Here is a 26,783-nt window from a genome sequence, read left to right as displayed (position 1 = left end):
ATGCCAAATCGCCTCCGCCCCATGGCCGCGACAACGCGACTGCGCGCCCGCGACGTCGACCGCGCCGCGGTGCGCGACGCCCTCGACTCGGCGTTCGCCGACGGCCAGCTGAGCGACGGCGAGCACCGGAATCGGGTCGAGGCAGCCGGGTCGGCGCGCACGCTGGCCGACCTCGATCGACTCGTGCGGGACCTGCAGGTGCCTGCGGAACTGCGGGAGAGCGTGAGCGCGCCGTCACCGCCGCGGAGCACCCGCTGGGCCGTCGCGCTCGCGACCGTCGTCGTCCTGGTGTGCGGAATCGTGGTGGTCACGTCGAGTCGGAACTACGACGATCCGGCCGCCACCCCGGCTGGAGCGCAAGCGGAACTGACCACCGCGGCGGGTCTCGGGCGGATGCTCGACGCGATAGCCCACCAGCTGGGCGACTCGGAGGTCGACCGGCTGACCGTCTACCCCGACTACGCGACGTTCTCACGCGCGGTGCCCGGCCAACCCGGCCGCGAGCAGTCGTACCGGTACGAGGTGGAGGACGGGCGGGCCCGGATCACGGACGACGGAACGTCGCCCCGCACCGAAGGCGTGCCCGTCGACCTCGCGGAACTGCGCCCGAACGTTCCCCAGCTGATCGGGCTGCTCTACGGCGCCGATCGCACGCTCGGCGTGGGCAATCCGAGCGACGTCTACCTGATCGCAGACCGCGGGGACGACGGACCAGCCGTGGGCATCTACCTGAAGAACGAGGACACGGGGGCGCAGGGCTTCCTGACGGTCGGCTTCGACGGCACCGTCCGCAGCGTCTACCGAAGCGACCGGTAGTTCCTCGACCTGCAGGCGAAACTGTGCAACGGCCCTGCCCGACACCGGGCTGTTCGATGACAAGGAGACCCCATGAACAGCGTGTCCTGGCGCACCCACCTCGCCGACGTCGACTGGCCGACACTGGAACACGCGTACGGCGACGCGAGCGATGTGCCCGGCTGGATCGAGGGGCTCGCCGGCGCGGAGACAGTCGAGGAGTCGCTGCACGAGCTGTGGGCGGCGGTGTTGCATCAGGGCACCCTCTACGACTCGACCGCGCCGGCGATGACGTCGATCGCGGCGGTGCTCGGCGCACGGCAGACCGCGGATGCGGAGAGCGCGGCGTGGTTGCTGCTGATGTTCGACGGCGCGGTGCGTGCCTATGAAGAGGTCGAGGTGGACGACGCCGAGACGGCCGCCCTCGTCCGGTCGGCCCGGGACTCGTTGACGCGGATCGCGGCGCTCGTGCGGCCGCTGATCGCCGACGACGGCCCGGAGGCCGCGGCCGCGGCATTGCTGCAGGCCGCTGCGCGCACGGCCGATTCCGCTGCCCTCGACACGCTCGCGGCGCGGGCGAGCGCCCGCCCGGCGGAGCAGGTCGAGCAGGCATGTGTCGCCGCGCTCACGACTCTCGGTGTCGATGTCTCGGCCGCCCTCGCTGACGGGGATCCCGGCCTGGTGATGGCGGCGACGCTCGCGCGGATCGCGGCCGGGGGCATTGAGACCACCGATCTCGACGCGCTGGTAGCGGGATGGGAGCTCGCCGTCGAGGTTGCTCCCCGCATCGCGTTCGGCGTCGGAAACCTCCCGGAATGGTTGAGCGAGGTCAACCCGGAGGCATCGGCTGTCGTACTCGCCGCGCTGCCGACACCGGACGAGGCGACGATCGCAGGGCTCGTCGATGTCGTCGTCGGGTCCCGGCGCAACGCTCCGGCGGCGGTCCGTCGCCTGCTCGCACTCGCGGCGCTACCCGAGGCCAGGCCGGATGCGATGATCGCTGCGCTCCGGCAGTGCCCACCGACACCCGAGGTCCGCGACCTGCTCGTCGCCCTCGCCGAGCGGGTCACTGCCGGCGGCACCTCCGCCATCGGGTCGAGCACCTTCGACACGGATGCTCGGGCGGATTCCGCGTTCGCTCTGCTGCGCGCCGGCGACGGACGGTGGGCTCGCCCGATGGCTCAGGCCCTGCTCACGAACCCCGCCGCGCGCGGCCTCATGGTTGCCACCTCCGCGTCGGGGCGTTCCGCGCTCGGCTACGCGCTCGTGCGCGAGCACGCACCGTCCGCCACCATGCTCATCGCCGGCATCCGGCAGGCGCTGCGGCAGGAGCCTCCTGTCGATCCGTCCCGCGACGGCGCCGGACACCTCATCGAGTTGCTCGCCTCCTGGCCCGCCGAGGCCACCGCCGGTGCGCTGCCCGAGGTCCGGGAGCTGCTCACGGTCGCGCCGAAGCAGGCCGCCGACGCGCTCGCGACGTGGGGCGACACCGCCAGCATCGACCGCGTCCGCGAGGCGACCGTCACCGGCGACGCGACCGTGCTGCTCGCTCTCGCACGCTTGACGAAGGACCCGGAGGACTTCCGTCGCGTCCTCGACGGCGACCTCGAACACAAGGAGTCCGCGGTGCTCGCGCACTGGGCTGACCGCGCCGACCCGCGCTTCCTCGACTGGTGCCGCAGCCTCGTCGGCACGAACGCCGCGACGAGCGACTACCAGCGAGATGACCAGCTCGCCTCACTACGCATCCTCGCCGCCTTCGACGCGGGCGAGGCCGCAACCGGCTGGCCCGTGCTGCGCAGCATCATCGACGCCGGTCGCGGCCCGATCGAAGAAGCCATCGGCCTCGCGCTCGACTGGCGCGCCCAGCAGTTGCTACCGCCCAAGGCGCACAACGACTTCGAGGCGCTGCTCGCCGACCTCGTCGTCACCGACCGCAAGAACTACAACGGCCCGCTCGTCAAGACCAGCGCCGCCGCCGCGATCGCCCTCCTCGACCTCGGGCTGCCCCTGCCCGGCACTCCCGCGCGAATCGTGAAGGTCGTCGCGGGTGCCGTGACCGACCGGTGGGCGCGCGACCTCGGCCTCCGGCTCACCGAACGGCTGGCGGGCGCACCGGCAACGGTCCGCCGCGCGGTCGCGAAGAAGCTCCGCTCCCTCGTGGACCGCGACGAGCGCTTCGACTCCAGCGGCGACATCGCCGTCGAGGATGAACGCGCCCTTGCCCGTCTGCGCCCGCTCCTGCACGACCTGGAGACCGAATGAATCCCGACACCCCGATCCGGACACTCTCGACCCCGGACGGCGCGAAGAACTGATCCGCCGGGGGGCAGAATCCGTCAGGACACCGACCCGCCCCTCGATGAAGAGGAGGACGCGATACGGGTGAAGGCCCCCAGATCCACAGGGGGCCTTCACCCGCCTCACCGGCGTCGCCTCGACGATCGGGAGACGAATTCGCTGTCAGCGTTTCAGACGCCGACGCAGTCTCCGCGGCACTTCCCCTGCCCGGCTACGGGCGGCTACCACCCTCCCGACTTGGCGAAGAACGGCTGGCCCTTCAACGCAGGGTCGGTCACGGCGAGCCCGACGTTCCCGCGGGGGTGCGAGGCGGCTTCCTCGAGGAACTGCTGGCCGGTCACCGGAGTCCAGCCCGTTCCGGTGTTCCACACCGAGTTCGACGGAAGTGACACACGCCAGTTGTCGCCGTAGACGAGGTTGATCAGGTCCCCCGCGCGCAGCTGCGCGGCCAGAACCGTTTCCTCGTGAGTCAGCACGACCCCGACGTACCCCTTGCCGCTGACGGGCGTCGCGGCGCTCGCGGTCCCGGCCCCTGCCGCGAGGACGGCTCCGGTCGCCGCCACCCCGACGGCAGTGATGGATGCAACGCGATTGATGCTCATGAGTCGATTCCCTCCATGTGTCTTTCGGTGGCACACCCCAGCGCGGCCACCCTTCTCGGGCCGCTGTGCCGGACACTCATCGGACCGTAGCACCAGCTAATTGACAGATAATCGCGGCTTTCGACCGAAAGAAGCGCCAGCAACTGCTGCTCACCTGCGCGCTTCGGCTCCGAGCTGGGGTTACACCCTGGGCGCTACGGTGATCGAGCTAACATCTGGCCGCCCCGTTGCGGCCGTCAGGAATGCGGCCAGCTCGCCCACCTGGTTGGGATCGAGCAGGTACTGGAAGTGCTCGCAGCGCGGTTCTGGTCCACCTCCGCCTGGACGGGCCCTACCGCCATGCGGACCAGGCCCCGCGCGGACAGGGGCGGGGGCGGCGTGTCGGACCATCCGTTCCAATGACACTCGTCTGAGATGCTGGCGCACGCCACGTTTCGGACTGGCAGGGACTGTGCACGACTGGTGATCGACGCAACGCCATGAACTCCGACGACCTTCGGTCACGTGCCCCCGGAGAGTTTGTGGCCTCGCCGGTTGGTTGGGCCGGCTGCCGCCGCTATCGTGTCCGCGGGGGATCGTCCATCAGTCCGCGTGGATCCAGGGGCGTGGGTGTACCCACCGAGCTGTTGACCTGAAAACGCCTGCGCTCGACCGAGTTCGACGACAACGCAGGACTGCACCGTCTGGGGGAACAATTTGAGGCAGATCCTGTTTGCGGCCGGAATCGCACTGACGGTGTCCATCCTGCTGACGCCGATTCTGATCAAGGCGTTCTCGCGGCAGGGACTCGGTCAGGAGATCAGAGTCGAGGGGCCGGCGAGCCATCAGTCCAAGCGCGGAACCCCGACGATGGGCGGGGTCGCGATTCTGTGCGGAATCTGGGCCGGCTACCTGGGATCACACCTGATCGGGATCGGGTACGAGGCAGACGGTCCATCCGCGTCGGGCCTCCTCGTACTCGGCCTTACGACCGCGCTGGCCGGCGTCGGGTTCCTGGACGACTACATCAAGATTCGGAAGCAACGCAACCTCGGCCTGAAGGCGACCGGAAAGTACATCGGCCAGATCTCCGCTGCGGTGATCTTCGCAGTGCTCGCTCTGAGGTTCCGCGGCGGGAGCGGTCTGACGCCGGCCAGCACCGATCTGTCCTTCATCCGGGACACCACGATCGCGATGGGGGCGGTCGCCTTCGTCCTGTTCACCTGCGTGGTGGTGGTTTCGTGGTCAAACGCGGTCAACCTGACCGACGGTCTGGACGGCCTCGCAGCGGGTTCGATGGGGTTGGTCCTCGGCAGCTACGTGATCATCACGTTCTGGCAATTCCGCAACGCCTGTGAAACCGCCCCTGGCGCGGGCTGTTACGACGTGCGCGATCCACTCGATCTCGCGTTGATCTGCGCCGCCGGTGCCGGCGCATGTGTCGGATTCCTCTGGTGGAATGCGGCGCCGGCCAAGATCTTCATGGGCGACACCGGTTCGCTCGCGCTGGGAGGCCTTCTGGCTGGGCTCTCCATCACCACCAGAACCGAGTTGCTCGCCGTCGTCATCGGTGCGTTGTTCGTCGCCGAGGCAACATCGGTGCTGGTTCAGGTTGCCGTGTTCCGCACATCGCGGCGACGCGTCTTCCGGATGGCGCCCGTGCATCACCATTTCGAGCTCAAGGGTTGGCCCGAAACTGTCGTGATCATCAGGTTCTGGCTGTTCGCGGCGATCGCGTCGGCGGTGGGCCTTGCACTGTTCTACAACGAGTACCTCGCCGCCGTGGACTGACGCGGCATCGATGACGTCGACGGCGCACCGCGAGCGAGACGGCGCCGCTGAGGACAGCTGCGAACAGGCCCGGTCAACCCGCAGCGAGCACCCGTCGGCCCAGGGTCGCAAGGGTTGCCGCGATGCCCTCCTGGACCGCGACGTCAGTGATGATCCCGCCTCCGTCGATCATCGCGGGCGTCACCGGCAGGTGGACGCACGCCTCCTCCACGATCGCCGCACCGGTGTAGGTGAGCACCAGCCGTAGAGACGCGTGGGCATTGGCCGCACCCGTCGCGTTGGCGGAGACGTTGATCCACGCGGTGGGCTTGTCACAGATCTCTACGCCGCCCACGGTCCAGTCGAGCAGATTCTTGAACGACCCGGGCAGGGCCCCCGCGTACTCGGGAGTGCAGATCAGCAGCGCGCCCGCACTATCGATCTGTCGGCGTAGGTCGACGACCGCCTGCGGCAACGGATCTTGGTCGTCGTCCGGATTGAAGTGCGGTAGGTCCCCCATCGCTTCGTACGACACGCCACGGAAGCCGGCGGGGACGAGGGTGTCGGCGGTGCGCAGCAGAGCCGAGTTGCTCGACTTGCCGCGCAGGCTTCCCGAGATGAGCAGGATGTCGGACATTGTGTTCACTCCTCCTGGTTGCATGCACCCAACGCGGCAGGCAGGCCGCTCCGACGAAGCATCGTCTACGGCGTTCTCTCCACCAGCGTCGCGTCCACCTGTGGCCCGCCCAGGTGCGTCCGGGGATTGCCGCCACGCCACTCTGTCGGTGCCAACCCGTATCGTGCTGGGCCAGGTACATATTCGAGGAGTGGCGGAGGACCATGATCGGCGAAGGGGCACCGTGACGGAACTGCCGAGCGTGCGGCCCGTGATCGAATCCGTGCCGGCGACTGCGGCGGTTGCCGCCGTCCCGGCCGAGGCAGCGGCCGCGATGCACCGGTTGAGGGTCGAGTCCGTCTCCCCCAACACCCGGGCCGCTCAGATGAGTGACTGGACGATTTTCACCCGGTGGTGCGAACGCGTCGATCGGGCACCGCTGCCGGCGTCCCCCGACGTCGTCGGGTGGTTCCTGACGGAGAAGTCGTCCGAGGTACGGCCGGACGGGCGGGCCGCCTACGCGCCGGCGACCATGACGCGGTGGGTCGCGTCGATCAACAAGATCCACTCCCTGGCCGGGCATCCGAAACCGGGGCAGTCGTCCGCGGTGCGCGAGATCCTCCGCGGCATCGCCCGTACCCGGGCCACCCCGCCGGTCCGGCGCGAGCCGCTGCTGACCGACGACGTGCGCGCCATGATCGAGTCCATGCGCGCGCGGTCGGCGGCCGGTTCGTGGGCCGACCGCGCCGCCGAGCGCCGGGACGCGGCGCTGTTGCTGATCGGGCTCACCGGCGCGATGCGCCGATCGGAACTGGCCTCGCTCGCGGTCGCCGACGTCGCCCCGCACCGCGCCGACGGGCTGTACGTGACGATCCGCCGGTCGAAGACCGACCAGGCGGCGGCCGGCCGAACGGTCACCCTCCCCTACGGGTCCGCGCCGATCACCTGCCCGGTGTGCGCGTACTGGCGGTGGCGTGAGGTCCTGGACGCCTGGGACCGCGACGGCAAACCGGCCGTGAGCCGACTGCTCGCCGAGCCCGAGTCCGGGCCGCTCGAGCATCGCTGCCGAGGCATGCTCGGACGTCCCGAGCCGACGGTCCGTTCGCTGTTCCGGCCCGTGCATCGCACCGGCGCACTGGGCGCCGGTGCGCTGTCGGGACAGGCAGTTGCCTCGATGATCCAGCGGCGGGCCGCGGCGGCCGGATACTCGGAGGAGTTCGTCGCCCGGCTCGGCGGGCACAGCCTCCGAGCGGGATTCGTCACCCAGGCCGTCCGGAACGACGCGAGCGCCGAGCAGATCATGACGCAGAGCGGGCACACCGACCAGCGGATGATCGCGATCTACTCGCGGCAGCACGCGGGCCTGCACGGCAACGCCGTCACCGCGCTCGGCCTCTAGCCGGAGGCCTGCCGCACCGGGCGTCGCCGGGACTACTGACGGGCCGTTCCTCGGCCCCGAGAACCTCGCGACCTGGGGATCTCGAGCACTGGGGATCTCGAGCGCGGGGATCTCAGTCCTCGGGGCTGAGCGGAAGCTCCGCCAGCACCCGCCAGCTGCCGTCCGGCTGCCGCGCGGTGTCGAGGGTGCCGCGCAGCACCGCGACCCGTTCGCGCATACCGAGCAGCCCGTTGCCGGACCCCTGGGTGAACAGGCTGGTGCCCCGGCCGTTGTCGGTGATCTCGACCAGCACGTCCTCCTCCCGGCGGCGCACCCGCACGACCGCCCGCGGTGAGGGCCCGGCGTGCCGGAGCACGTTGGTCAGCGACTCCTGCACGATCCGGTGTATGCCCAGGCTCAGTGCCGGGCTGATCTCGTCCAGGTCGCCGGTCTGCTCGAGTTCGACGGTCAGTCCGGCCTGCCGCATCATCTCGACCACCTTCGCCACGCCCGCGGTGCCGTGCTGCGGCATCTCGGCGGGCGTCTGCTCGGTGCGCAGCAGCGCGACCGTGCGGCGCAGCTCGGCCAGCGCCTGGCGGCCGGTGCCCGCGATGTTGCCGAGCGCCTTCTCCACGGCGTCGGGGTTGCGGCGCAACGCGTAGGACGCCCCGTCCGCCTGCACCACCATCACGCTCACCGCATGTGCAACCACGTCGTGCAGTTCCCGGGCGATCCGCGTGCGCTCGCCGGCCACCGCCTCCTCGGCCCTCCGGTCCCGCTCGGCCTCGACCACCGCCAGCCGGGACGCCACCGCCTCGTCGTAGAGCCGCCGAGCGCCGAGAAACTCGGCGAGAATCCAGGACAACGCGTAGATCAGCGCGACGAAGAGCAGGTCGGACGGTCCGTTGTCCAGCAGGATGCCGGACAACACGGCGTCGGCGGCCAATCCCACCAGGTAGAACGCGGCGGGGCGGCGGCCCACGTACGCGACCAGGGTGTACAGCGCCACCGGCAGGCCCAGCAACGCGAAGTGGTTCTCCGCGTCGTCCCCGATCAGGTCGCTGACCAGGGTCGTGAACATCGACGCGGCGAGGATCGCGACCGCCGCGAGGACCGGGTAGCGCCGACGGAAGGCGATCGGCACCGACAGGATCACGCTCAGCAGCAGGAACAGCCACGGCACCTGACTGCCCGGCGCGCCCAGACAGTCCAGCACGAAGAGCACCACGGCCAGCATCGAGTCGGCGATGAACGGCTTGCCGCGCAGCCACAGACTGAACCTCCGCATCCCGTCAGCCTAGGAGGTCCGGGCACGAGTCCGTCCCACCCCATTGCCTTGCCCGGCCGAGCGGAGGACCGTGAAGGACGAGGGATTGCCCCGTCGGCGCCGCCGGGCGCCGCCCCCGAGGAGAAGGGTGCCGGTCGTGTACGCACGCTCTACCACCATCCATGCGCAGCCGTCGTTCATCGACGTCGGAATCAAGCACATACGCGACGTCGTGATGCCGACGCTCGCGGACATCGAGGGCTGCTGCGGCCTGTCGTTGCTGGTCGACCACGAAACTGGTCGGTGCATCGCCACCAGTTCCTGGATGGACGACGAGTCCCTCCGGGCGAGCGAGGGGCCGGTCCTGCACCTGCGCGACCGGGCCGCCGAGATCTTCCACGGCACCACCTCGGTGTCACGGTGGGAGATCGCCGTCCTGCACCGCGACCACCGGTCCAGCCCGGGGGCCTGCGTCCGCGCCGCGTGGCTCGCGGTCGAACCGGGCCGGATCGACCGCGCCCTCGACCTCTACAAGTTGTCGATCCTGCCCGCGCTGGAGGAACTCGACGGGTTCTGCAGTGCCAGCCTGATGGTCGACCACGCCGCCGGCCGCGCGGTGTCGTCGGTGACGTTCGACAGCTTCGAGGCGATGGACCGCAATCGAGACCAGGCGATGACCCTCCGGGCCGCGGGCACCAGTGAGGCGGGCGCGGACGTGCTCGAGGTGTGCGAGTTCGAGCTGGCGATCGCCCATCTGCACGTACCCGAGATGGCCTGAGGCGGCGCGGCGGCCGCCGGTTCGGCCCAGCGGCCGTGCGGTCGGCTGACCGGTAGCGTGTTCGGCTGTGACCGTGACACGCGATGTCGACCCCGACTTCCTGGCCCTGCCCCTGCGCACCCTGGCCGACGCGGCGCTGTCCGCGGCCCGGGCCGCCGGCGCCGAACACGCCGACCTGCGGGTGCACCGCCTGCGCACCCAGTCGATCCGGCTGCGTGACGGCGCGGTCCAGTCGGTGGTCGACGGCGACGAGCTCGGCCTGGCGGTACGGGTGGTGGTGGACGGCACCTGGGGTTTCGCCTCGCACGCCGAACTCACCGCCGAGTCCGCGGCACGCACCGCGGGCCGGGCCGTCGAGGTGGCACGCGCACTGCGGGCGCTGAACCGCGAGCGGGTGGAGCTGGCGCCGGAACCGGTGTACCGCGACGCCACCTGGGTTTCCGGGTACACCCTCGATCCCTTCGCCGTGCCGACCGCGCAGAAGGTGGACCTGCTCGGCGACTACTCGGGCCGGCTGGCCGCCGCCGACGGCGTCGACCACGTCACCGCCGGTGTGCTGCAGGTCAAGGAGCAGACCTTCTACGCGGACCTGGCCGGTTCGACGCTCACCCAGCAGCGGGTGCGGCTGCACCCCGAGCTGGAGGCGACCGCCGTCGACGCGTCGGTGGGCAGCTTCGAGACCATGCGCACCCTGGCGCCGCCGGTCGGCCGCGGCTGGGAGTACCTCGAGACCTCGGCGGACGGGGCCTGGGACTGGGACACCGAGCTGGCTCGGATCCCGGAGTGGCTGGCGGAGAAGACGAAGGCGCCGTCCGTCACCGCGGGACCCACCGACCTGGTGATCGACCCCAGCAACCTCTGGCTGACCATCCACGAGTCCATCGGGCACGCAACGGAGTACGACCGCGCGATCGGCTACGAGGCGGCCTACGCGGGCACCTCGTTCGCCACCCCGGACAAGCTCGGCACCCTCGAGTACGGGACGCCGATCATGCACGTCACCGCGGACCGCACCGAGCCGCACGGACTGGCCAGCATCGGGTACGACGACGACGGGGTGTCCGCGCAGCGCTGGGACCTGGTCCGCGACGGCACCCTGGTGGGCTACCAGCTGGACCGGGTGTTCGCCCCCCGGCTCGGACTGCCGCGCTCCAACGGCTGCTCCTACGCCGACTCACCGCACCACGTGCCGATCCAGCGGATGGCGAACGTCTCGCTGCAGCCGGACCCGGACCGCGACACCAGCACCGCGGACCTGATCTCCCGTGTCGAGAACGGCATCTACGTCGTCGGCGACAAGTCCTGGTCGATCGACATGCAGCGCTACAACTTCCAGTTCACCGGGCAACGGTTCTACCGAATCCGTGACGGCCGACTGGACGGGCAACTGCGGGACGTGGCCTACCAGGCCACCACCACCGACTTCTGGGGATCGATGGAGGCCGTCGGCGGCCCGTCGACCTGGCGCCTCGGCGGCGCCTTCAACTGCGGCAAGGCGCAACCGGGCCAGGTCGCGGCCGTCAGCCACGGTTGCCCCTCGGCGCTGTTCCGCGGCGTCAACGTACTCAACACACGGGTGGAGGGCGGGCAGTGACAATTGATGCAGCCGGAGGCCGATCGGTGATCGCCGCGCAGGAACTGGTTGAGCAGGTGCTCGCGCTGTCCGAGGCCGACGAGGCGATGGTCATCGTGACCGACGCCAGCGAGGCCGCGTTGCGCTGGGCGGGCAACTCGATGACCACCAACGGTGTCTCGGAATCGAGGACCTGGACGGTGATCTCGATCGTCCGCGACGATGCGGGAGCGCGGGTCGGCACGGTGAGCTCGAGCAGCGTCGACCCGTCGCAGGTCGCGGAGGTGGTGCGGGCCAGCGAGGCCGCCGCCCGGGCCGCGCGGCCGGCCGAGGACGCGATGGACCTGGTGCCGGCGGGCGCCCCCGACCCGGGGTGGCACGACGGCCCGGCGGCCACCGGTATCGACATCTTCGCCGGGGTGGCCGCCGATCTCGCGGACGGTTTCGACGGCGCCGACCGGCTGTACGGGTTCGCGCACCACCAGCTCCACAGCACCTGGCTCGGCACCTCCACCGGCGTGCGACGCCGGTTCACCCAGCCGACCGGCTCGGTGGAGATCAACGGCAAGCGTGGCGATGCCAGCGCCTGGGTCGGCGCCGGGAGCACCGACTTCCGGGACGTGTCGGTGCAAACCCTGCTGGCGCAGTTGGAGACCCGGCTCGGCTGGGCGGACACCACGGTGGAGCTGCCGGCCGGCCGCTACGAGACGTTGCTGCCGCCGTCCGCGGTCGCGGACCTGATGATCTACCTGATGTGGACGATGGAGGGTCGCGGCGCCGAGGAGGGGCACACCGCCCTCTCCCGGGCCGGCGGGACGCGCGTCGGCGAGCGGCTGACCGACCTGCCGTTGACCCTGTTCTCCGACCCGCGCTCCCCCGGACTCGAGTACGCACCGTTCGTGTCCGCGGCGACGTCGAGCGAGACCGTCTCTCTCTTCGACAACGGGATGGACGTCGGCCGCGTCGACTGGGTCCGCCAGGGCGCGGTGGGCGCGCTGGCGTACCCGCGGCACGCGGCCCGCGAGTTCGGCGCCCCCGTCGCGGTGCCGGGCGAGAACCTGCTGCTGACCGGCGGCAGCGGCGCCGACCTCGACGACATGGTGGCCCGCACCGAACGCGGCCTGCTGCTGACCACGCTCTGGTACATCCGCGAGGTGGACCCGACGAGCCTGCTGCTGACCGGTCTCACCCGGGACGGGGTCTACCTGGTCGAGGACGGCCGGGTCACCGGCGCCGTCAACAACTTCCGCTTCAACGAGAGCCCGCTGGACCTGCTGCGCCGGGTCAGCGAGGCGGGCGCCACCGCGCCGGCGCTGCCCCGGGAGTGGAAGGACTGGTTCACCCGCACCGCGATGCCGCCGCTGCGGATCCCGGACTTCCACATGTCCTCGGTCAGTCAGGCCCAGTGATGGCCGACCCGACGACACCCCTCGACCCGGCCGCCCGCTGCCCCTGCCTCAGCGGCGAGACCTACGGCGGCTGCTGCGGACGCTTCCACGGCGGGCAGGCCGACGCCCCGACCGCCGAGCAGTTGATGCGCTCGCGGTACGCGGCCTTCGCGGTGGGCGACGCGGCCTACCTGCTGCGCACCTGGCACCCGAGCACCCGGCCCCGCCGGCTCGACCTGGACCCGGACCAGCGCTGGACACGACTGGACGTGCTGGGCACCTCGGCCGGCGGACTGCTCGACACCGAGGGCACCGTCGAGTTCGTCGCGCACTACGTCGTCGAGGGGCACCGGGACTCGCTGCGCGAGCACAGCAGGTTCGTCCGGGTGGACGGGCGCTGGAGCTACCTGGACGCGATCGGCTGAACCGACTCTCACAAAGTCCTTAATCGGCCGTAACGGAACCACAAACTCCGGACTCTAGTCTTTTGGTACGAGCTCATCCGGGATTCGAATCCTGTTGGAGAGCAACATATCTCAAGAGTCCAGGAGGAGTCATGTCGGACATTCGGATGACGAGCTGGGACCGGCGGTGCGTCACCGCCACGACCGCGGAGCTGCGGACGCGGGGACTGGTCGCGATTCTCGCGGCCGACGAGAACTGCCGCGAGGTGATCGTCACCGAGCCCGGCCGCGCGTGGATGGCCTCCGTGCTGCCGGGCGGGAGCCCGGACGAGGGCGCCGACGTCCTCCTCTTCTCTGCCGATCCGGCGGAACAGTGGACGGACGAATATCTTCAGTGGGCGGACTCGGTGGAGTCCATGCTGGCGCCGCGACCCCTCGCGGCCTGAGAGCGCGTTCGGCTTGGACGCTGCAAGATGAGGGAGTGGTTGCGGTTCAGAAGGTGTTGATCGTCGACGACGACGCGGATGTCCTGACCGCGCTCCGGCGTGGGCTGGAACTCTCGGACTTCGCGGTGTTCACCGCCGCGGACGGAGCGGCCGCGCTCCGGGCCGTCGGCGCGCACGATCCGGACCTGGTGGTGCTGGACCTCAACCTGCCCCTGCTCGACGGGGTGGGCGTGGTCACCGCGCTGCGCGCCATGCGCAACGACGTCCCGGTGTGCGTGCTCAGTGCGCGCAGCGAGGTCGACGACCGGATCGCGGGGCTCGAGGCGGGGGCGGACGACTACATGGTCAAACCGTTCGAGTTCGGCGAACTGGTCGCGCGGATCCGCGCACTGCTGCGCCGCCGGCCGGAGCCGGAGCCGGAGAACGCCCCGGCCGAGAAGACGGTCCGCGTGGGCCCGGTCGGAGTCGACCTGCTCGGCCGCCGGGCCGACGTCGGCGGCACCGAGGTGCACCTGACCAAGCGGGAGTTCGACCTGCTCGCGGTGCTGGCCGAGAACCGCGGGACGGTGCTCAGCCGCGACCAGTTGCTGCGGTCGGTGTGGGGGTACGACTTCGAGACCGAGACCAACGTGGTGGACGTGTTCGTCAGCTACCTGCGACGCAAGCTCGAGATCGACGGCGCGCCGCGGGTGCTGCACACCGTGCGCGGCGTCGGTTTCGTGCTCCGGGACCGATGAGCGCCCGACGGCGACCGGTGTCGCTGCGGCTGCGGGTGACGGCCGCGGCCGCGCTCGGCACCGCGCTGGTCGTGCTGCTGCTCGGCGGCGTCGCCTGGGTGGGCATCGAACGCCAGGTCAACGCCCAACTCGACGGCAAACTCGACTCGGTCACCCAGGTGACCGCGGCCAACCTGACCAGCCTGCGGGTCCTGCAGGGTCCGTTGCCGCTGCCGCCGGAGTACGCGGGAACGCTGCGCGCGGGCGAGCTCACGCTCTCCACGACCGACGCCGAGCTGCCCAAGTTCGCCGAGGGCTGGGACACCGCGACGGTCGACGGGACGCGGTACCGGGTGCGGACGGTCGAGGTGCTCAGCGGTCTCGGTGCCACCATCTCGGTCGGCGCGCCGACCGCACCGGCCGAGGCCGCCATCACCAGCCTGCACCGGTGGACGATCGGGATCGGCCTGGGCGCGGTGGTCGTGGCGGCCGCGCTGGGCTGGTTGTTCGCCGGGGTCGCGATCGCACCGCTGCGCCGGCTGGCCGAGCAGACGCGCCGACTGGGCCTGGACCCCACGGCGCCGCCGCCGCGCGTGTCGGGGGCCATCGAGGCCGAGGAGCTGGCCGCGGCGCTGCGGACGCTGCTCGACGCCAATGCGGCCGAACGGGCCCGGACCGCGTCGGCGCTGGCGACGGCCCGCGACTTCGCCGCGGCGTCCGCCCACGAGCTGCGCACCCCACTGACGGCGATGCGGACGAACCTCGAGGTGGCCACGACGCTGGACCTGCCGGCGGCCACCCGCGCGGAGATCCTCTCCGACGCGCTGCGCACCGAACGGCGGGTCGAGGCCACCCTGCACGCGCTGGAGAGGCTGGCGGCGGGGGAACTGTCGTCCGAGGCGGACTTCGTGCCGGTCGACCTGTCCGAGCTGCTCGACCGGGCGGCCCACGACGCGGTCCGAACCCATCGCGGGGTGGACATCCGCCTGGACGCGCCGCCCACGCTGGTGATCACCGGGCTCCCGGCCGGGTTGCGGCTGGCGGTCGACAACGCCGTCTCCAACGCGGTCCGGCACGGCCGGGCCGGGGTGATCGAGATCGCGGCGCGGGAGTGGCAGGACGCGGTGGTCGTCACGGTGACCGACGACGGCGCCGGCATCCCCGCCGACGAGCGCGAGGCCGTGTTCGAGCGATTCCGGCGCGGCGCGGGTGCGGCGCCGGACGGATCGGGACTCGGGTTGGCGTTGATCCGCCAACAGGCCGAGCTGCACGGCGGCGCCGCCTGGTTCGAGGACAGTCCCCTCGGCGGCGTCCGCCTGGTACTGCGGCTGCCTCGCACCCCCACCCGCGGACCTGACGGCACGGAATCGGCGGCGTCCTCGGTGTAGCGTCCGAACTGGGTGCCCCGCACGGGGCGTCCGTCATCGAGGTGACGGCAGTGGACTGGTTTGCCGCGGACGACTACTCGCTGGGGCGGCTGCTCTTCAAGGAGGGGCTCGCCGTCCTCTACCTCGTCGCATTCGTCTCCGCGGTCCGCCAGTTCCGGGCGCTGATCGGCACGGACGGCATGCTGCCGGTCCCCGAGTTCCTGCGCACGTCGTCGTTCCGTCGACATCCCAGCCTCTTCCAGTGGCACTACTCGGACCGGTACTTCGCGGCGGTCGCCTGGACGGGGGCCGGGCTGGCCGCGGTCACCGCGGCCGGGCTGACGGACCGCTTGCCGGCGGCGGTGTGCGCACTGGTGTGGCTGGCGATGTGGCTGCTCTACCTCTCGATCGTGAACGTCGGCCAGCTCTGGTACGGGTTCGGCTGGGAGTCGCTGCTGCTCGAGGCGGGTTTCCTCGCGGTATTCCTCGGCAACGCCGACACCGCGCCGCCGCTGCTGATCCTGTTGGCACTCCGATGGCTGCTCTTCCGGCTCGAGTTCGGGGCCGGACTGATCAAGATCCGCGGCGACCCCTGCTGGCGCAACCTGACGTGCCTGTACTACCACCACGAGACGCAGCCGATGCCCGGGCCACTGAGCTGGTACTTCCACCGGCTTCCGCGGCCGCTGCACCGAGTGGAGGTGGCGGGCAACCACTTCACCCAGCTGGTGGTGCCGTTCGGGCTGTTCGCCCCGCAGCCGGTGGCCGGCGTCGCCGCCACGATCATGATCGTCACCCAGCTGTGGCTGGTGGTCAGCGGCAACTTCGCATGGCTGAACTGGGCGGCGATCGTGCTGGCCGTCTCCGTGCTGCCGGACTCGGTCCTCGGCCGGGTGCTGCCGGTGCCGCACGGCGCGGGCGCGACGCCGGCCGTGTTCGTGGGCGCGGTGCTGGCGGCGACCGCACTGGTGGTGGTGCTCAGCTACTGGCCGGTGCGAAACCTGTTCGCGCACCGGCAGTTGATGAACGCGTCGTTCAACCCCTGGCACCTCGTCAACACCTACGGCGCGTTCGGCCACGTGACCAAGCGGCGCTACGAGGTGATCGTCGAGGGCACCGTGGACACGCGCGTGGACGACTACACCGTGTGGCAGGAGTACGAGTTCCGCGGCAAACCCGGCGACGTGCACCGTCGGCCACGGCAGTTCGCCCCGTACCACCTGCGGCTGGACTGGCTGATGTGGTTCGCCGCGATCTCGCCCGGCTACGCCGGGTCGTGGTTCGTGCCGTTCGTGGCGAGGCTGCTCCGCAACGACCCGGCGACGGTGAAGCTGCTCCGGCACAACCCGTTTGCGCAGTCGCCGCCGACGTTCGTGCGGGCACGGCTGTACCTGTACCGGTTCACCACCCGGTCTGAGCGCAAGGAATCCGGCGCGTGGTGGGTTCGCGAGGACATCGACGAGTTCCTGCGGCCGGTGCGCAGGCGGGAGGTCGCCGGGCTGTGACGGCGGCGCGGCCGCGGCGGACCACTAGGCTGGGAGCCGTGTCTGCGGGAGAGTCGTCGGGTGTTCGTCTCGACAGTTGGGTGTGGGCCGTGCGCCTGTTCAAGACCAGGTCGCTGGCGGCCGCGGCCTGCCGCTCCGGTCACGTGCGGGTCAACGGCGTGTCGATGAAGCCCGCCTACTCGGTGCGCGTCGGCGACGAGGTCCGGGTCCGGGCCGGCGGCGTCGAGCGGGTGGTCGAGGTGGTCCGGCTGGTGAAGAAGCGGGTCGGGGCGGCCGAGGCCGTGCTGTGCCTGATCGACCGCACTCCCCCGCCCCCGCCGCGGGAGGTGCTGCTGGCGGTGCCGCAGCGCGACCGCGGCACCGGCAGGCCCACGAAACGTGAACGGCGCGAACTGGACCGACTGCACGGGTTCAACGAGGACTGAGGTTCCGCGGTTCAGAACAATCGTCCAATTCAACCTCTGACACCGCCTTCGGCGTGGCATGCTTCGCTCCGCGCTGTACTCCAATCCGGGAGCGCAGTAAATCTGTGAGGTGGCTTGATGGGTGCAGGGGTAGCGCGGATGACGTCGACTGGGCGGATCCGCCGCGGGATCGGGATCGGTGCTGCGATGGGGCTCGCGGTGGCCGGCACGGCCCTGTCGGGCGGCGCGGGCGTGGCCGGTGCCGAGAGTACGGTCGTGGGATGCCAGCAGGCGGGCCCGCTCGCGACCTGCACGTTCCAGGCCGCCGGGGAATTCGCGTTTGAGGTCCCGAAGGGCGTCACCACGATGACCGTGACCGCGACGGGTGCCGGCGGCCAGGACGGCCTCGGTGCGGGCGGACTCGGCGGCAAGGTGACCGGCGACATCACGGTCACTCCGGGAACGAAGATCTACTTCCTCGTCGGCCAGGGCGGCGGTTCGGGCGCATCGGCCGGCGGCGGCCTGTCCGGCGTGTCCACCCAGTCGGTCAAGGCAGACGCGACCAAGGGCTACCAGTCGCTCCTGATCGCGGCACCCGGCGGAGGCGGAGCGGGAACCCTCACCAACGGCGGCAATCCCGGCGTCGCCGGGGCAGGTGCGGCGGGCGGCAAGGCCGGCACCAAGGTCGCGGGCGGCGCGGGCGGCACCGGAACCCCGGACGGCCAGGCGGGTGCGCAGGGCACTGGCGGTGCCGGAATCGGTGGCGGCGGCGGTGCCGGCTACTTCGGCGGCGGCGGCGGCGCCGAGGGCGGTGCCGGTGGCGGCGGGTCGTACCTGATCCCCGTCGGCGGAACCGACAAGCTGGCCGACAAGGGTGCCCGGCCCCAGGTGTACGTGCAGTTCTACTCGTGGGTTCCGATCACGCTTCCCGGACTCGACGACATTCCCGGACTCGGTGGCGGCCTGGGCGACCTGATCCCCGGCCTCGGCAGCCTGGGCGACCTCGGAAGCTCGTAGCTCGGTAGCTGGACGCACAGCGGTACCAGTACATTTCGGGGCCCGCACCGGCAGCCGGCCGGTGCGGGCCTTCGGCCATTTTCCCGAGCACTAGGACAATCGTCCGATTCGAACCTGGCTACCCATCCGACATGGCATGCTTCGCATCGCGCTGTACCCGTCCCGGGAGCGCAGGTGATTCTGTGAGGTGGATTCGATGAGTATTCGAGTGGCACAGGCAAAGTCGACCGGGCGGGTCCGTCGCGGGTTCGGTGTCGCGGCCGTGATGGGGCTCGCGGTGGCCGGTTCGGCCCTGTCGGGCGGTGCCGGCGTCGCTGGAGCGGCCGACACCTACGCCGAATGCACAATGTCGGGCAAGCTCACCACCTGCGGTTACGCGGGCAGCACCAAGGAGCAGGTGCTGGTCGTGCCTGCCACGGTCAACTCGATGCGGGTCACGGCGATCGGCGGTACCGGCAACGGTGCTGAGGCCGGCCCGGGCGGACTCGGCGGCAAGGTTGACGCCGACCTGCCGGTGACCCCGGGTTCGAAGCTCTACCTGCGGGTCGGGGTCGACGGCGGAACCGGCATCAGCCGCGGCGGCGGCTACACGAGCATCTCGACCGTCTCCTTCGAGGCCGACCCGGTCGGGGCCCTGAACTCGCGGATCCTCGTCGCCCCCGGCGGCGGCGGTGGCACCACCGGGAAGCCCGGCGGAAACGCGGCCACCTCGGCACCGGGTGCGGGCGGCGGGCAGGCCGGCACGGCCACCGCGGGCGGCAAGGGCACCGCGGACTCCCAGGACGGCGCCCTCGGCGCCGGCGGCGAGGGCACCGGCGGTGGTGGCGGCGGCGGTCTGTACGGCGGCGGCGGCGGCACGGACGCCGGCGGCGGCGGATCGTTCCTGGTCCCCGCGGGCGGCACGCAGAGCCTCGCGGATGCGGGCACGCAGGCGTCGGTGCACCTCACCTTCGCCCTGACTCCGGCCTGCGGTTCGGTGTGCGACTTCCTCGGGTCCGGGTCGTCGACCGGGTCGACGATCGGTTCCCTCAACGACCTGTTCTCCGGTTCTTCCGACACGGGTTCCCTGGGCAGCTAGTACCCGACCGGAGGCACAAGGGAACTGCGGAATTTCTGCGGACTCGAGCCTCGCACCCGCTTGAACGCCGCACTGAGTGCGAAAGGGCTGCCGTACCCGACCTTTCGCGCGACGGCACCGATCGTGGTGCCGGGTTCGCGCAGCAGATCCGCGGCCAGCGCGAGCCGCCACCCGGTCAGGTAGGTCATCGGCGGWTCACCGACCAGTTCGGTGAACCGCCGGGCCAGCGCCGCCCGGGACATCCCGGTCTCGGCCGCGAGCGCCGCCACCGTCCACTGGTGCGCGGGTTTGTCCTGCAGCAGTCGCAGCGCGCGGCCGACCACGGGATCGCCCTGTGCCCGGTACCAGGCCGGCGCCGCCGACTCCGGGCGGGAGAACCAGGCGCGCAGCACGGTGACCAGCAGCAGGTCCAGAAGTCGGTCCAGCATCACCTCCTGCCCCGGTTCCTCCCTGAGCATCTCCTCGCCCAGCAACGGCAGCAGCGGACAGTCCCACTCGTCGTCCCGCAGGATCAGCAGGCGCGGGAGCGCGCGCAGCAGCCGGTCGCCGACAGCGGCGCCCGCCCCGTAGGTTCCCGTGATCATCACCGTCGAACCGTCTGGACTGTTCCCCCAGGTACGTACGCCGAGGGTCATTGCCTCGCTCAGCGATTCGCCGTCCGGCGTGGTGCAGACCTGGCCCGGGTGGATGACCGCCTGCGGCGCGGTGGCCGGGTCGTCCGCGACGGTGTACGCGTCGGGCCCGCAGACCACCGCGACGTCCCCGGGCCGCATCGCCACCGGTGCCGCGCCGTCGTGACACACCCACGCCGCGCCGCTGACCAGCACCACCAGCGTCAGCGGCGCGCGGTCCTGAATTCGCAGGGACCACGGCGGTTCGAGGACCGAGCGGAGCAGGAACGCGCCGTGCGCCCTCGGTCCGTCCAGCAGCCCACCGAGCGCATCCATGCCACCAGGCTAGACGCTCGAACATGACTTTGCGTGTTCTGACTATGGATCGTCTCGCACTGGGAGGGTTGACTCGACCCATGGACACAAACGGGACCTGGACAGCGCTCAGGGGCGGCACGTTGGTGACCGCCGTCGTTCTCATGGGGCTGATGGCGGGGTTGTTCTACTCCTACGCGGTGTCGGTGATGCCGGGCCTGGGCGCCACCGACGACCGGACCTTCGTGGAGTCGATGCAACGAATCAACGTCGCCATCCTCAACGGCTGGTTCGGCGTCGCCTTCGGCGGGGCACTGGTCTTCACCGTCGCCGCGTTGCTCACCCACCTCGGCCGGCCCGCGTTGCCGTGGATCGTCGCCGCGCTGGTGCTCTACCTGGCGGTGCTGGCCGTCACGATGGGGATCAACGTGCCGATGAACGACAGGCTGGCCGCGGCCGGTTCCCCGGACCGGATCGGGGACCTGGCGGCGGTGCGGGCGCAGTTCGAGGCCTCGTGGGTGCGCTGGAACATCGTCCGGGCATTCGCCTCGACCGGGGCTTTGGCGTGCCTCGCACTGGCGCAGTGGGCGGTCGCGACGCCCGAGTGAGCTCTGCCTCCCCGGCGCGCCGTGGGGCACCGGGGAGGCGGGATGCGCTGGTGTCAGCCGACCTTCGCGATCAGGTCGGCGCGCTGGCGGGCGCCGAGTCCGGCGACCCGCCGGGTCTCCGGGATGCCGATGGACTCGACGATGTCACGGGCCTTGACCTTGCCGACCTTGGGCAGCGACTCGAGCAGGTAGAGCACCTTCGTCTTCCCGACGAGGTCGTCCGAGTCCGCCTTGTCCAGGACGTCGACGAAGGTGAGCTTCCCGGACTTCAGGTTCTCCCGCATCTCGGAGCGGGCCTTGCGGGACGCGGCGGCCTTCTCCAGCGCCGCGGCGCGCTGTTCGGGGGTCAGGGTGGGCAGTGCCATGGTTGGACCTCTTCTCTCGGAGTTCCCTACCTGGCCCAGGCTAGAACGCGATCGGCCGCGAATGCCCGCACCCGGCGTCCGCGTGTCGGATCCCGCCTCTCCCGCCCGTTCAGTCCGTGGTGATCGCCAGGCCGACGGTGCCGGAGCGGCCGCGGCGGAGCAGGCTGCCCTTGACCGTGAGCCAACCCAACACGCCGTAGCGCCGGGCGATCACCTCTCGGGCATGCTCGGTGCCGGCGTCGTCGAGCACCACCGCGGTGGCCTCGACCGGCTCCCCCTGCGGGTTCCCACGCACGTCGCAGGCGCCGACCGTCACCCGCGGGTTCCGCCGGATCCGCTTGACCTTGTACGAGTCGGTGACCGTCCACATCAGCAGACGGTCACCGTCGGGGGCCGCCCACAGCGCCGTCGCGACCGCCGACCCGTCCTTGCGGAAGGTGGTCAGAAGGACGTACTTGGCGGCACCGATCTCGCTCAGCGTGGGGCTCATGGCCCCAGCCTAGGGTGCGGGTCCCCCGGCGGCCCCGCGGCGCTACTCCCCCTCGAGTTCGCCCTCGGTCTCGAGGTACACCCGGCGCAGGCCGTCGAGGACCTCCGGCGACGGCTCCTCCCACATGTCCCGCTCGACGGCCTCGAGCAGTCGCTCCGCAATCCCGTGCAGCGCCCACGGATTCGACTCCGTCATGAACTTGGCGTTCTGCTCGTCGAGCACGTAGGTCTCGGCGAGCTTCTCGTACATCCAGTCGGCGACCACGTTGGTGGTGGCGTCGTACCCGAACAGGTAGTCCACCGTCGCGGCCATCTCGAAGGCGCCCTTGTAACCGTGCCGGCGCATCGCCTCGAGCCAGCGCGGGTTGACCACCCGGGCCCGGAACACCCGGGCCGTCTCCTCCGACAGGGTGCGGGTGCGCACCGCGTCGGGGCGGGTGCTGTCGCCGATGTACGCCTCCGGGGACTTCCCGGTCAGCGCGCGGACAGTCGCGACCATGCCGCCGTGGTACTGGAAGTAGTCGTCGGAGTCGGCGATGTCGTGCTCGCGGGTGTCGGTGTTCTTGGCCGCCACCGCGATTCGGCGGTAGGCGGTCCGCATGTCGTCCGACGCCGGCGCCCCGTCGAGGCCGCGGCCGTACGCGTAGCCGCCCCACGTGGTGTACACCTGCGCCAGGTCGGCGTCGTCACGCCAGTTCTTCGAGTCGATCAGCTGCAGCAGCCCGGCACCGTAGGTGCCCGGCTTGGAGCCGAAAATCCTGGTGGTGGCTCGTCGTTCGTCGCCGTGCTCGGCCAGGTCGGCCTGGGCGTGCGCCCGCACGTAGTTCTGCTCGGCGGGCTCGTCGAGGTCGGCCACCAGCCGGACCGCGTCGTCGAGCAGTGCCAGCACGTGCGGGAACGCGTCCCGGAAGAAGCCGCTGATCCGGACCGTCACGTCGACGCGCGGCCGGCCCAGTTCCTCGGGCGTGATCACCTGCAGGCTGGTGACGCGGCGGCTGGCCTCGTCCCACACCGGCCGGACACCGAGCAGCGCAAAGACTTCCGCGATGTCGTCGCCGGACGTGCGCATCGCCGAGGTGCCCCATACCGACAGGCCCACCGACTTCGGGTACTCGCCGTGGTCGGCGAGGTAGCGGGCCAGCAGCGACTCGGCCATCGCCTGACCGGTCTCCCAGGCCAGCCGCGACGGCACGGCCTTGGGGTCGACGGAGTAGAAGTTGCGGCCCGTCGGGAGCACGTTGATCAGCCCGCGCAGCGGCGAGCCGGACGGGCCGGCCGCGATGAAGCGGCCGTCCAGCGCCCGCAGTACCTGGGTGATCTCGTCGTCGGTCTGACGCAGACGCGGCACCACCTCGGTGGCCGCGAACCGGAGGATCTGCCGGACCGTCTCGTCCTCCGACAGGGCGTCGGCCGCGGCGGGATCCCAGTCGGCAACCGCCATCGCCCGCACCAGTTCGTGGGCGGTGGCCTCCACGTCGTCGACCCTGGTGCGGGACTCGTCACCGGACTCGCTGAGCCCCAACGCCTCCCGCAGACCCGGCACATGCTGTTCGCCGCCCCACATCTGGCGCGCCCGCAGCATCGCCAGCACCAGCTCCACCTCGGCGTCGCCGTGCGGCGCCTGACCGAGCACGTGCAGCCCGTCCCGGATCTGCACGTCCTTGATCTCGCACAGCCAACCGTCGACGTGCAGCAGCATGTCGTCGAACACGTCCTCCTCGGGACGCTCGGCCAGGCCCAGGTCGTGGTCCATCTTCGCCGCCCGCATCAACGTCCAGATCTGCTGGCGGATGGCGGGCAGCTTCGCGGGGTCGAGCGCGGAGATGTTGGCGTGCTCGTCGAGCAGCTGTTCGAGCCGTGAGATGTCGCCGTAGGACTCGGCGCGGGCCATCGGCGGGATCAGGTGGTCGACCAGGGTGGCGTGCGCGCGGCGCTTGGCCTGGGTGCCCTCGCCCGGGTCGTTGACCAGGAACGGGTAGATCAGCGGCAGCTCGCCGAGCGCGGCGTCGGTGCCGCAGGACGCGGACATGCCGAGGTTCTTGCCGGGCAGCCATTCGAGGTTGCCGTGCTTGCCGAGGTGCACCACCGCGTCCGCGCCGAACCCGCCCTCGTCCTGACGCGCCGCCAGCCAGCGGTACGCGGCCAGGTAGTGGTGGCTCGGCGGCAGGTCCGGGTCGTGGTAGATCGCGACGGGGTTCTCACCGAACCCGCGGGGCGGCTGCACCATCAGCACCACGTTGCCGACCTGCATTGCCGCGACGACGATCTCGCCGTCGGCATCGGCGGAACGGTCAACGTACAGCTCACCCGGCGCGGCGCCCCAGTGCTCCTCGACGCCCTCGCGCAGGTCCGCGGGCAGCGTGTCGAACCACTGCCGGTAGCGGGCCGCGGAGATGCGGATCGGGTTGCCCTCGAGCTGCTCGGCGGTCAGCCAGTCCGGGTCCTGACCGCCCGCCGCGATCAGCGCGTGGATCAGCGCGTCGCCGTCCCCGGCCGCCAGCCCCGGCAGTGCGTCCTCGCCGTCGAGCGGGCCGAGATCGTAACCGGCGTCACGCATCTGCGTGAGCAGCGCGATCGCGCTGGCAGGGGTGTCCAGGCCGACGGCGTTGCCGATCCGGGCGTGCTTGGTCGGGTAGGCCGACAGCATCAGCGCGATCCGCTTGTCCGCGACCGGGATGTGCCGCAGCCGGGCGTGGCGTACCGCGATGCCGGCCACCCGGGCCGCGCGCTCGGGGTCGGGGACGTAGCTGGTCAGGCCGTCGGCGTCGATCTCCTTGAACGAGAACGGCACCGTGATCAGCCGCCCGTCGAACTCGGGCACGGCGACCTGGGTCGCGACGTCCATCGGCGAGAGGCCGTCGTCGTTGGCCTCCCAGGTCTCACGACTGCTGGTCAGGCACAGGCCCTGCAGGATCGGCACGTCCAGCGCCGCGAGTTCGGTGACGTCCCAGGCCTCGTCGTCGCCGCCCGCGGTGGCGCCCGCGGGCCGGGTGCCGCCGGCGGCCAGCACGGTCACGACCATCGCGTCGGCCGCGCGCAGGGCGTCGAGCAACTCCGGCTCCGCGGTGCGCAGCGAGGCACAGAAGATCGGCAGCGCCCGGGCGCCGCGGTCCTCGATCGCCCGGCACAGCGCCTCGACGTATGCGGTGTTCCCGGCCAGGTGCTGCGCGCGGTAGTAGAGCACCGCGACGGTCGCGTCGGCCTCCGGCACGGCGGACGGCCGATCCAGGTGACCCCAGGTGGGGGTGTGCGTGGGCGCGTCGAACCCGAGGCCCGTCAGCAGCACCGTGTCGGAGAGGAAGTTGGACAGCTGCAGCAGGTTCTCCGACCCGCCCTCCGCGAGGTAGGCGTGGGCCTCCGCGGCGACGCCGCCGGGCACCGTGGACAGCTCCATCAGCTCGGCGTCCGGGGCCAGCTCGCCGCCGAGCACGACGGTCGGCAGGCCCGCCGCGAGCACCGCGTCCAGGCCCTCCTCCCAGGCGCGCTTGCCGCCGAGGATCCGCACCACCACCAGGTCGACGCCGTCGAGCAGGGCGGGCAGGTCGTCGACGAGCAGCCGGGCGGGGTTGGCCCAGCGGTAGTCGGCGCCGCTGGAACGGGCACTGAGCAGGTCGGTGTCGGACGTCGACAACAGCAGGATCACGGGTGAGGCCTCCTCGGGGTCTCGCGCCCCATTGGTTCCGGACGGCAGCACACGAGTGTCTGACTCCCCGGCCGTGCCGGGTCACAGTGGCGCGACCGCACCGGATTCACACCGGTTTCCTCGTGAGCTGTCGCAAGCGCCGCTGAGCCTACCGGTGCGCGGAACGTAACCTGGAGACGATGTCCGCGAACCCGAATTCCCCCCGACCGGCCACCGGCGACCGGTCCCGCCCCGACGCCTGCCCGGGCGCCCTGCAGGTGCACCAGGCCGCCGACGGCGCGCTGGCCCGGGTGCGGCTGCCCGGCGGCGCGTTGACCGCCGCGCAGTTGCAGACGCTCGCCACCGCGGCCCACGACCTCGCCGGCGGCGAGCTCGAGCTCACCTCCCGCGGCAACATCCAGCTGCGGGCCGTGACCGACCCGGCCGCGTTCGCGGACCGGCTCGCCGAAGCCGGGCTGTTGCCCTCGCCCAGCCACGAGCGGGTGCGCAACATCCTGGCCAGCCCCCTCTCCGGACGGATCGGCGGGCGGGTGGACGTGCGCGGCTGGGTCCAGGACCTCGACCGCGGGTTGTGCGCCGATCCCGCGCTGGCCGCGCTGCCGGGACGGGTGATGTTCTCCCTCGACGACGGCCGCGGCGACGTCTCCGGGCTGTCGGCGGACCTGGGCCTGCACGCCGTCGGGGCCGACGAGGTGGCGCTGGTGCTGGCGGGCCGCGACCACGGCGCCCGGATCCCCGCGGCCGACGGCGTCGAGGTGCTCCTCGCCGCCGCGCGCCTGCTGCTCGAGATCCGCGAGGACCAGTGGCGCCTGCACGAGATCGACGGCGGCGTAGAGCGTCTGCTGAGCGGGCTGGGCCTGAGCGCCGGGACCGCCGACACCGTCGACCTGCCCGCGGTGGGCACCGGGCCCATCGGCTGGCTCGACCACGGCGACGGCGCGGTGACCCTCGCCGCCGGGCTCGCGCTCGGCACCATGAGCGCCCGGGTCGCGGAGTTCCTGGCGGCGGTGGACAAGCCGCTCGTCGTCACGCCCTGGCGTTCGGTGCTGGTCTGCGACCTAGACGACTGGACGGCCGAGCAGGTGGTGCGGGTGCTCGCGCCGATGGGCCTGATTTTCGACGAGAACTCGCCGTGGCTGCAGGTCAGCGCGTGCACGGGGCGTCCGGGATGCGGCAAGGCGCTGGCCGACGTGCGGGCCGACCTGGGCGCGGCGCTGGCGGCCGGCGAGATCGGCGAGGGCCGTCAGCACTGGGCGGGCTGCGAGCGAAAGTGCGGCCGACCGCGCGGCGAGGTTACCGACGTGGTGGCCACCGGCGACGGCTACCGGGTGGATCGGCCGTCGTCCTGAAGCCACTATCGTGGTCCGC

24 protein-coding genes and 1 riboswitch are annotated in these 26,783 nt (G+C 71.4%); of the genes, 17 read left to right on the top strand and 7 right to left on the bottom strand.

Annotated features, from left to right (window positions below; all coding sequences use genetic code 11):
- The first annotated feature begins 21 nt into the window (after positions 1–21).
- Both AC1DU4_RS08570 and AC1DU4_RS08565 read left to right on the top strand, forming a co-directional pair.
- Positions 22–816 (top strand): DUF1707 SHOCT-like domain-containing protein, encoded by a 795-nt coding sequence (locus AC1DU4_RS08570; protein WP_477838890.1) that lies wholly within the window; start codon positions 22–24, stop codon positions 814–816.
- A gap of 72 nt (positions 817–888) precedes the next feature.
- On the top strand, positions 889–3,060 hold the full coding sequence (locus AC1DU4_RS08565; protein WP_477838888.1) for a hypothetical protein: 2,172 nt from the start codon (positions 889–891) through the stop codon (positions 3,058–3,060).
- Between the two features lie 257 nt (positions 3,061–3,317).
- Here the strand turns inward: AC1DU4_RS08565 and AC1DU4_RS08560 are convergent, their stop codons facing one another.
- Entirely contained in the window at positions 3,318–3,698 is a 381-nt protein-coding gene (locus tag AC1DU4_RS08560) for a hypothetical protein (protein WP_477838886.1), read from the bottom strand.
- A gap of 696 nt (positions 3,699–4,394) precedes the next feature.
- Between AC1DU4_RS08560 and mraY the strand changes: the two genes are divergently transcribed.
- Positions 4,395–5,468 (top strand): phospho-N-acetylmuramoyl-pentapeptide-transferase, encoded by a 1,074-nt coding sequence (gene mraY / locus AC1DU4_RS08555; RefSeq protein ID WP_477838884.1) that lies wholly within the window; start codon positions 4,395–4,397, stop codon positions 5,466–5,468.
- Positions 5,469–5,541: 73 nt separating this feature from the next.
- Here the strand turns inward: mraY and AC1DU4_RS08550 are convergent, their stop codons facing one another.
- Complete coding sequence (locus tag AC1DU4_RS08550) at positions 5,542–6,084, bottom strand: NADPH-dependent FMN reductase (protein WP_477838882.1); 543 nt, start codon at positions 6,082–6,084, stop codon at positions 5,542–5,544.
- Positions 6,085–6,334: 250 nt separating this feature from the next.
- Here AC1DU4_RS08550 and AC1DU4_RS08545 point away from each other — a divergent pair, with 250 nt between their 5' ends.
- On the top strand, positions 6,335–7,462 hold the full coding sequence (locus tag AC1DU4_RS08545) for a site-specific integrase (RefSeq protein ID WP_477838880.1): 1,128 nt from the start codon (positions 6,335–6,337) through the stop codon (positions 7,460–7,462).
- 112 nt (positions 7,463–7,574) lie between these two features.
- Here AC1DU4_RS08545 and AC1DU4_RS08540 read toward each other — a convergent pair whose 3' ends face one another.
- Positions 7,575–8,729 (bottom strand): sensor histidine kinase, encoded by a 1,155-nt coding sequence (locus AC1DU4_RS08540; protein WP_477838878.1) that lies wholly within the window; start codon positions 8,727–8,729, stop codon positions 7,575–7,577.
- Between the two features lie 127 nt (positions 8,730–8,856).
- Between AC1DU4_RS08540 and AC1DU4_RS08535 the strand changes: the two genes are divergently transcribed.
- The 11 genes from AC1DU4_RS08535 to AC1DU4_RS08485 all read left to right on the top strand — a co-directional run bounded on the left by AC1DU4_RS08535 (position 8,857) and on the right by AC1DU4_RS08485 (position 19,384).
- The gene (locus AC1DU4_RS08535) at positions 8,857–9,486 is read left to right on the top strand and encodes a hypothetical protein (protein WP_477838876.1); all 630 of its coding nucleotides are present in this window, start codon (positions 8,857–8,859) and stop codon (positions 9,484–9,486) included.
- A gap of 67 nt (positions 9,487–9,553) precedes the next feature.
- Positions 9,554–11,080, top strand: a complete 1,527-nt coding sequence (locus AC1DU4_RS08530; RefSeq protein ID WP_477838874.1) for a TldD/PmbA family protein — start codon at positions 9,554–9,556, stop codon at positions 11,078–11,080.
- A gap of 26 nt (positions 11,081–11,106) precedes the next feature.
- A complete protein-coding gene (locus tag AC1DU4_RS08525) occupies positions 11,107–12,468 on the top strand; it encodes a metallopeptidase TldD-related protein (RefSeq protein ID WP_477838915.1) in 1,362 nt (453 codons plus the stop codon).
- Positions 12,468–12,872, top strand: a complete 405-nt coding sequence (locus AC1DU4_RS08520) for a YchJ family protein (protein ID WP_477838872.1) — start codon at positions 12,468–12,470, stop codon at positions 12,870–12,872. The genes AC1DU4_RS08525 and AC1DU4_RS08520 overlap by 1 nt, the downstream gene beginning before the upstream one ends.
- Before the next feature lie 131 nt (positions 12,873–13,003).
- Positions 13,004–13,297, top strand: a complete 294-nt coding sequence (locus tag AC1DU4_RS08515; protein WP_072844673.1) for a hypothetical protein — start codon at positions 13,004–13,006, stop codon at positions 13,295–13,297.
- Positions 13,294–14,034: a response regulator transcription factor gene (locus AC1DU4_RS08510; protein ID WP_477838913.1), complete on the top strand. Its 741-nt coding sequence runs from the start codon at positions 13,294–13,296 to the stop codon at positions 14,032–14,034. Before AC1DU4_RS08515 ends, AC1DU4_RS08510 begins: the two co-directional genes overlap by 4 nt.
- A complete protein-coding gene (locus AC1DU4_RS08505) occupies positions 14,031–15,401 on the top strand; it encodes a sensor histidine kinase (RefSeq protein WP_477838870.1) in 1,371 nt (456 codons plus the stop codon). The genes AC1DU4_RS08510 and AC1DU4_RS08505 overlap by 4 nt, the downstream gene beginning before the upstream one ends.
- A 50-nt stretch (positions 15,402–15,451) precedes the next feature.
- On the top strand, positions 15,452–16,885 hold the full coding sequence (locus tag AC1DU4_RS08500; protein WP_477838868.1) for a lipase maturation factor family protein: 1,434 nt from the start codon (positions 15,452–15,454) through the stop codon (positions 16,883–16,885).
- A 38-nt stretch (positions 16,886–16,923) separates the two neighbouring features.
- A complete protein-coding gene (locus AC1DU4_RS08495) occupies positions 16,924–17,310 on the top strand; it encodes an RNA-binding S4 domain-containing protein (RefSeq protein WP_371851152.1) in 387 nt (128 codons plus the stop codon).
- A 117-nt stretch (positions 17,311–17,427) separates the two neighbouring features.
- Positions 17,428–18,306, top strand: coding sequence for a glycine-rich protein (locus tag AC1DU4_RS08490; RefSeq protein WP_477838866.1), 879 nt, complete (start codon positions 17,428–17,430; stop codon positions 18,304–18,306).
- Positions 18,307–18,502: 196 nt separating this feature from the next.
- The gene (locus tag AC1DU4_RS08485; RefSeq protein WP_477838864.1) at positions 18,503–19,384 is read left to right on the top strand and encodes a hypothetical protein; all 882 of its coding nucleotides are present in this window, start codon (positions 18,503–18,505) and stop codon (positions 19,382–19,384) included.
- Here the strand turns inward: AC1DU4_RS08485 and AC1DU4_RS08480 are convergent.
- Positions 19,381–20,331, bottom strand: coding sequence for an AraC family transcriptional regulator (locus tag AC1DU4_RS08480; protein ID WP_477838863.1), 951 nt, complete (start codon positions 20,329–20,331; stop codon positions 19,381–19,383). The genes AC1DU4_RS08485 and AC1DU4_RS08480 overlap by 4 nt on opposite strands.
- Positions 20,332–20,411: 80 nt before the next feature.
- Here AC1DU4_RS08480 and AC1DU4_RS08475 point away from each other — a divergent pair, with 80 nt between their 5' ends.
- Positions 20,412–20,918: an anthrone oxygenase family protein gene (locus tag AC1DU4_RS08475; RefSeq protein WP_477838861.1), complete on the top strand. Its 507-nt coding sequence runs from the start codon at positions 20,412–20,414 to the stop codon at positions 20,916–20,918.
- Between the two features lie 53 nt (positions 20,919–20,971).
- On the opposite strand, the gene mihF is transcribed toward AC1DU4_RS08475, so the two are convergent.
- The 3 genes from mihF to cobN all read right to left on the bottom strand — a co-directional run bounded on the left by mihF (position 20,972) and on the right by cobN (position 25,415).
- Positions 20,972–21,283, bottom strand: coding sequence for an integration host factor, actinobacterial type (mihF, locus tag AC1DU4_RS08470; RefSeq protein WP_477838859.1), 312 nt, complete (start codon positions 21,281–21,283; stop codon positions 20,972–20,974).
- A 109-nt stretch (positions 21,284–21,392) separates the two neighbouring features.
- Complete coding sequence (locus AC1DU4_RS08465; RefSeq protein WP_477838857.1) at positions 21,393–21,773, bottom strand: PPOX class F420-dependent oxidoreductase; 381 nt, start codon at positions 21,771–21,773, stop codon at positions 21,393–21,395.
- A gap of 42 nt (positions 21,774–21,815) precedes the next feature.
- Positions 21,816–25,415, bottom strand: a complete 3,600-nt coding sequence (cobN, locus tag AC1DU4_RS08460; RefSeq protein WP_477838855.1) for a cobaltochelatase subunit CobN — start codon at positions 25,413–25,415, stop codon at positions 21,816–21,818.
- 42 nt (positions 25,416–25,457) lie between these two features.
- Positions 25,458–25,548, bottom strand: a riboswitch (adenosylcobalamin (AdoCbl) riboswitch).
- A 46-nt stretch (positions 25,549–25,594) separates the two neighbouring features.
- Between cobN and cobG the strand changes: the two genes are divergently transcribed.
- A complete protein-coding gene (gene cobG, locus AC1DU4_RS08455) occupies positions 25,595–26,764 on the top strand; it encodes a precorrin-3B synthase (protein WP_477838853.1) in 1,170 nt (389 codons plus the stop codon).
- Positions 26,765–26,783 lie beyond the last annotated feature (19 nt).

This window comes from Rhodococcus sp. P4_F5 (assembly GCF_056401315.1).
The sequence above is the reverse complement of the archived record's forward strand: the minus strand, read 5'-3'. Positions and strand labels throughout refer to the sequence as shown.

Bases quoted from the DNA above. Each gene is read 5' to 3' on its own strand.
- AC1DU4_RS08570 (WP_477838890.1), top strand. From the start codon at position 22: ATGGCCGCGACAACGCGACTGCGCGCCCGCGACGTCGACCGCGCCGCG.
- AC1DU4_RS08565 (WP_477838888.1), top strand. From the start codon at position 889: ATGAACAGCGTGTCCTGGCGCACCCACCTCGCCGACGTCGACTGGCCG.
- AC1DU4_RS08560 (WP_477838886.1), bottom strand. From the start codon at position 3,698: ATGAGCATCAATCGCGTTGCATCCATCACTGCCGTCGGGGTGGCGGCG.
- AC1DU4_RS08550 (WP_477838882.1), bottom strand. From the start codon at position 6,084: ATGTCCGACATCCTGCTCATCTCGGGAAGCCTGCGCGGCAAGTCGAGC.
- AC1DU4_RS08540 (WP_477838878.1), bottom strand. From the start codon at position 8,729: ATGCGGAGGTTCAGTCTGTGGCTGCGCGGCAAGCCGTTCATCGCCGAC.
- AC1DU4_RS08520 (WP_477838872.1), top strand. From the start codon at position 12,468: ATGGCCGACCCGACGACACCCCTCGACCCGGCCGCCCGCTGCCCCTGC.
- AC1DU4_RS08515 (WP_072844673.1), top strand. From the start codon at position 13,004: ATGTCGGACATTCGGATGACGAGCTGGGACCGGCGGTGCGTCACCGCC.
- AC1DU4_RS08505 (WP_477838870.1), top strand. From the start codon at position 14,031: ATGAGCGCCCGACGGCGACCGGTGTCGCTGCGGCTGCGGGTGACGGCC.
- AC1DU4_RS08490 (WP_477838866.1), top strand. From the start codon at position 17,428: ATGGGTGCAGGGGTAGCGCGGATGACGTCGACTGGGCGGATCCGCCGC.
- AC1DU4_RS08485 (WP_477838864.1), top strand. From the start codon at position 18,503: ATGAGTATTCGAGTGGCACAGGCAAAGTCGACCGGGCGGGTCCGTCGC.
- AC1DU4_RS08475 (WP_477838861.1), top strand. From the start codon at position 20,412: ATGGACACAAACGGGACCTGGACAGCGCTCAGGGGCGGCACGTTGGTG.
- mihF (WP_477838859.1), bottom strand. From the start codon at position 21,283: ATGGCACTGCCCACCCTGACCCCCGAACAGCGCGCCGCGGCGCTGGAG.
- AC1DU4_RS08465 (WP_477838857.1), bottom strand. From the start codon at position 21,773: ATGAGCCCCACGCTGAGCGAGATCGGTGCCGCCAAGTACGTCCTTCTG.
- cobG (WP_477838853.1), top strand. From the start codon at position 25,595: ATGTCCGCGAACCCGAATTCCCCCCGACCGGCCACCGGCGACCGGTCC.